Source organism: Catenibacterium sp. (genome assembly GCF_052354645.1).
In the GTDB taxonomy this organism is placed as follows: Bacteria; Bacillota_I; Bacilli_A; order Erysipelotrichales; family Coprobacillaceae; genus Catenibacterium; species Catenibacterium mitsuoka_A.
Map to the genome: position 1 here is coordinate 1 of NZ_DAWDDM010000179.1, position 4,193 is coordinate 4,193.

The 4,193-nt window shown below is 33.3% G+C and carries 3 protein-coding genes; all 3 read left to right on the plus strand.

Annotation, left to right across the window (positions count from 1 at the left end; genetic code table 11):
- Positions 1-107: 107 nt before the first annotated feature.
- The gene (locus tag ACT8VG_RS08085) at positions 108-2,450 is read left to right on the plus strand and encodes an HAD-IC family P-type ATPase (protein WP_444195583.1); all 2,343 of its coding nucleotides are present in this window, start codon (positions 108-110) and stop codon (positions 2,448-2,450) included.
- A complete protein-coding gene (locus ACT8VG_RS08090; RefSeq protein WP_444195584.1) occupies positions 2,443-3,219 on the plus strand; it encodes an HAD-IIB family hydrolase in 777 nt (258 codons plus the stop codon). Before ACT8VG_RS08085 ends, ACT8VG_RS08090 begins: the two co-directional genes overlap by 8 nt.
- Before the next feature lie 159 nt (positions 3,220-3,378).
- Positions 3,379-4,193 (plus strand): citrate/2-methylcitrate synthase (locus ACT8VG_RS08095; RefSeq protein ID WP_444195585.1); only part of this gene is annotated, 815 nt, incomplete at its 3' end.

Here is a 4,193-nt window from a genome sequence, read left to right on the forward strand (position 1 = left end):
GAAGATAAGTTAATTATATCTATTATTTAAGAAAAAATTAAGGTGAAAGTACACAAATAATACACTTTTCTTTGTTAAGATAGTGCAATAGATGAGGAGTGGTGGATATGAATGAATTAAAAGGCCTCTCACAACAAGAGGTACAAGAAAGAATAGAACAAGGACAGGTGAACTATACAGGTCAGTCTATTTCTAAAACTAAAAAGGAAATTGTGAGACAACATACTCTTACATATTTCAACTTTCTAAATATATTTTTAGCTGTTTTGATTGTGATTTCAGGACAGCTGCAGAACTTAACTTTTATTGGAGTTATGGTAGCTAATACAATATTAGGTATCATTCAGGAGTTCAAGGTTAAGAAAACTATTGATAAGCTAAGTGTTGTTACAGTAGAAAAAGTTAAAACACTTCGTAATGGTCAGCTGATTGATGTTCCTGTAGAAGAACTTGTTATGGATGATATTATTTTCTTGACAGCTGGCAATCAGATTGGCACAGACTGTAAGGTTGTAGAAAATCATGCATTAGAAATCAATGAATCTCTTTTGACTGGGGAATCAGTACCTGTTAAAAAGAAGGAGAACGATGAAATCTATGCAGGAACCTTCGTTGTGGCAGGAAGTGGTTATGCAAAAGTAATCCGTGTAGGGAATGCAAACTATTCTACAAAGCTAGTGAACCAAGCAAAACATAAGAATCTTGCGTCTAGTGAGATGAGAGATTCTATTGAGAAGATTATTAAGGTTATGAGTATTATTATTGTGCCAGTCGGTCTATTACTCTTTAGAGCACAATATAAGGCCATGCCAAATGACTTTAATACCGCATTAGTTAAAACAGTAGGTGGTGTTATAGGTATGATCCCTGAAGGACTTGTCCTTCTTACTTCTTTATCTTTTGTATTAGGTGTTGGTCGTCTTGCAAAAAAGAAAGCTCTTGTTCAACAGATGGAATCTATTGAAGCATTAAGCAGAGTAGATGTACTATGTCTTGATAAGACAGGAACTATCACAACAGGTGAACTTAAAGTTAAACATATTGTTCCTATTAGTAATCAATATACGCGTGAGATGATTTGCGATATTATGGGTTCATTTGCTTTCTTAGTAGATGATATCAACCCAACTCAGAAAGCTTTAATGAATTACTTCACTAAAAATGATAAATATCATAAGAAATCAGAAGTACCATTTTCTTCAGAACGTAAATATCGAGCAATAACTTTTGATGATAATCGTTCTTTTGTATTAGGTGCTCCTGAATTCTTGACTGATAATAAAGAAATCTTAGATCAGGTCAGTGGTTACTCTGAATTTGGATTACGTGTATTACTGTTAGGAGAAGCAGATTATTTAGAAGAGGGACATTATCATTCTCTTACTCCAGTTTGTCTTATTACTATTAGTGATATCATTAAAGAAGATGCACATGATACATTTGATTATTTCAAATCTCAGGGTGTTTCTATTAAAGTCCTTTCAGGAGATAACCCTCTTACAGTTTCTCGTGTATGCACTCTTGCAGGGCTTGATAACGCAAATAATTATATGGATGCTTCGACTCTCCCTGATACTGTAGAAGAAATGAAACAAGTATTAGGAGAAACATGTGTCTTTGGACGTGTTAAACCAGAACAGAAACAATTGATTATCAAAGCTTTCCAAGAAAATGGTCATGTTGTTGGTATGGTGGGTGATGGTGTCAATGATGTCCTTGCAATTAAAGATGCAGATTGTGGTATCGCGATGGCCAATGGAGCAGATGCGGCTAAGCAGGCAGCACATATTGTATTATTAGATTCTAACTTCAGTTCAATGAAGGAAATTGTAAACGAAGGTCGTGTCATCATTGCGAATATTGAAAAGGTCAGCTCACTATATCTAACTAAGACTATTTATTCTACAATTCTTAGTCTGATCTTTGGATTCTTCTGCTTAACTTATCCATTTACGCCTTTTCAGCTCTCTTTAGTAAGTGGTATGGCAATTGGATTACCATCATTCATTATTACTCTTGAACACGATACAACAATGAGTTCTAAGGGCTTCTTAACACATGTGATTCATACAGCACTTCCATGTGCTTTAAGTGTTGTAGTGCTTGTACTGTTTAATTTCTTATTAAAATGGATGTTCTTCTTAAATGCGAAATACTTTTCTACATATAGTTTCTTAGCGACTATATTTATTAGCTTTATTGTATTATTTAAGGTTTCTAAACCACTCAATTTTTTAAGAAAGTTTAATATTGGTTTAAACATCCTGCTTACTATTGGTTGCCTTTATGCAATTCCAACCTATTTTTATATGTATCCTATTACGGACTTACGTGTTATTATAGTAGTAGCTTTTGAATGTGTTGTTGCTTATTATTTAGTGAAACTCATTACAAAAGCATTAGATAACATAACTGAATATAGACGTTGGAAGAGGGAGAAGCATGGATAAAAAATATTTTTTCTTTGATATTGATGGCACTTTGACAGATATACAAACAGGTATTCCGGTACCGAGTGCATTAGAAACAATTAAAAAATTACAGGATAAAGGACATTTTGTCGCAATTGCGACAGGACGTGCTTATTATAAAACAAAAGATACTGCTAAGATGCTTGGTATTCATAATCTTGTTTCTAATGGTGGGGCAGCACTTATTTATAATGATGAACTTGTTACTAATAGTCCATTAGATAGAGAAAAGGCTTTAGCTCTAATTCATGAAGCAGATGAAAAAGGCTTTGGAATATTAGTTGCTGTTAATGATAGTATTGATGTAGTGATGAAGGATGAACGCTTTATTGAACAGGTAGGAGAAAGACAGGAACCAACTCGTTATATTCTTGATAAGTCATTAAACTATGATGATTTGAAGGATATCTATAAGATTTATATTGCGATTCCAGAAGACAAAGAAGAAGAACTTACTTTAAGAGATACAGTGGGGCATATCCGCTTTGTATCACCTTATCTTACTTATCAGCATGATGCAAAAGAAAAAGGCATTATCAAGATGATGGAATACTTAAAGGCTGATATTAAGGATGTTGTAGTTTTTGGAGATGGTGAGAATGATCTTGTTATGTTCAAGAAGGAATGGACATCTATTGCGATGGGTAATGGTGTAGAAGACTTAAAGAAAAAAGCAGATTTTGTTACTAAAGATTCTACAGACGATGGTATAGAGTTTGCATGTCGTCATTTTGGATGGATTGATTAAGAGAAGGAGTAATCCTTCTTTTTTTATATAAAAGACAAATAGCAGTGTGGATAATAATAAAACAACTAAATAAAGTTCAAATATTAATAAGAATACTTGTATACAATCTAAAGATAATGTGATAGAATAGATTCAACCTTCAAAAAAGGAGTTGGTGATATGGATCAGAATATAAAGGATTGTTTTAAGAAATCATTGGATGAAACAGCTATTCCTGGTGAACTATATAAGAAGTATTCTGTAAAGAAAGGCTTACGTAATGAAGATGGTACTGGTGTATTAGTTGGTCTGACAAATATATCAGATGTAGTGGGGTACAAGAAGGTTGATGGTGAAAAAGTTGATGACTATGGTACATTGTATTATCGTGGTATCAATGTAAAGGATATTGTCGAGAATGGAAAAGGTCGTCGTTTCTTATATGAAGAAGTCTGCTTCTTGATTCTATTTGGTTATTTACCAAATAGAGAGGAATTGGAGCACTTTAAGAAGACGATTAGCGATCATTACACCTTGCCTGAAAGATACCTAGAATTAAATATTTTGGGCTATCCAGAGAAGAATCTCATGAACAAGCTACAAAGAGAAGTATTGATGCTTTATAGCTATGATGATGATCCAGATAATGTAGGTGTATTAGAAACATTAGATAAGGGAATTGATTTGATTGCGAAGATTCCTGTTATTGTCAGCTATACATATCAATCAAAAGTACATCATTTTGATAAGGGATCAATGATTATTCATCATCAGAATTATGATTATTCTATTGCTGAACAGATTTTATATTTATTAAGAAGAGATGGTACTTTCTCTAATAAGGAAGCAGAAGTACTTAATACTGCACTTATTCTACATGCAGACCATGGTGGAGGTAACAACTCTACATTCACAAATGTTGTTATATCTTCTACTGGTACAGATATCTATTCTGCTATTTCAGGGGCTATTGGTTCATTGAAGGGTCCAAAACA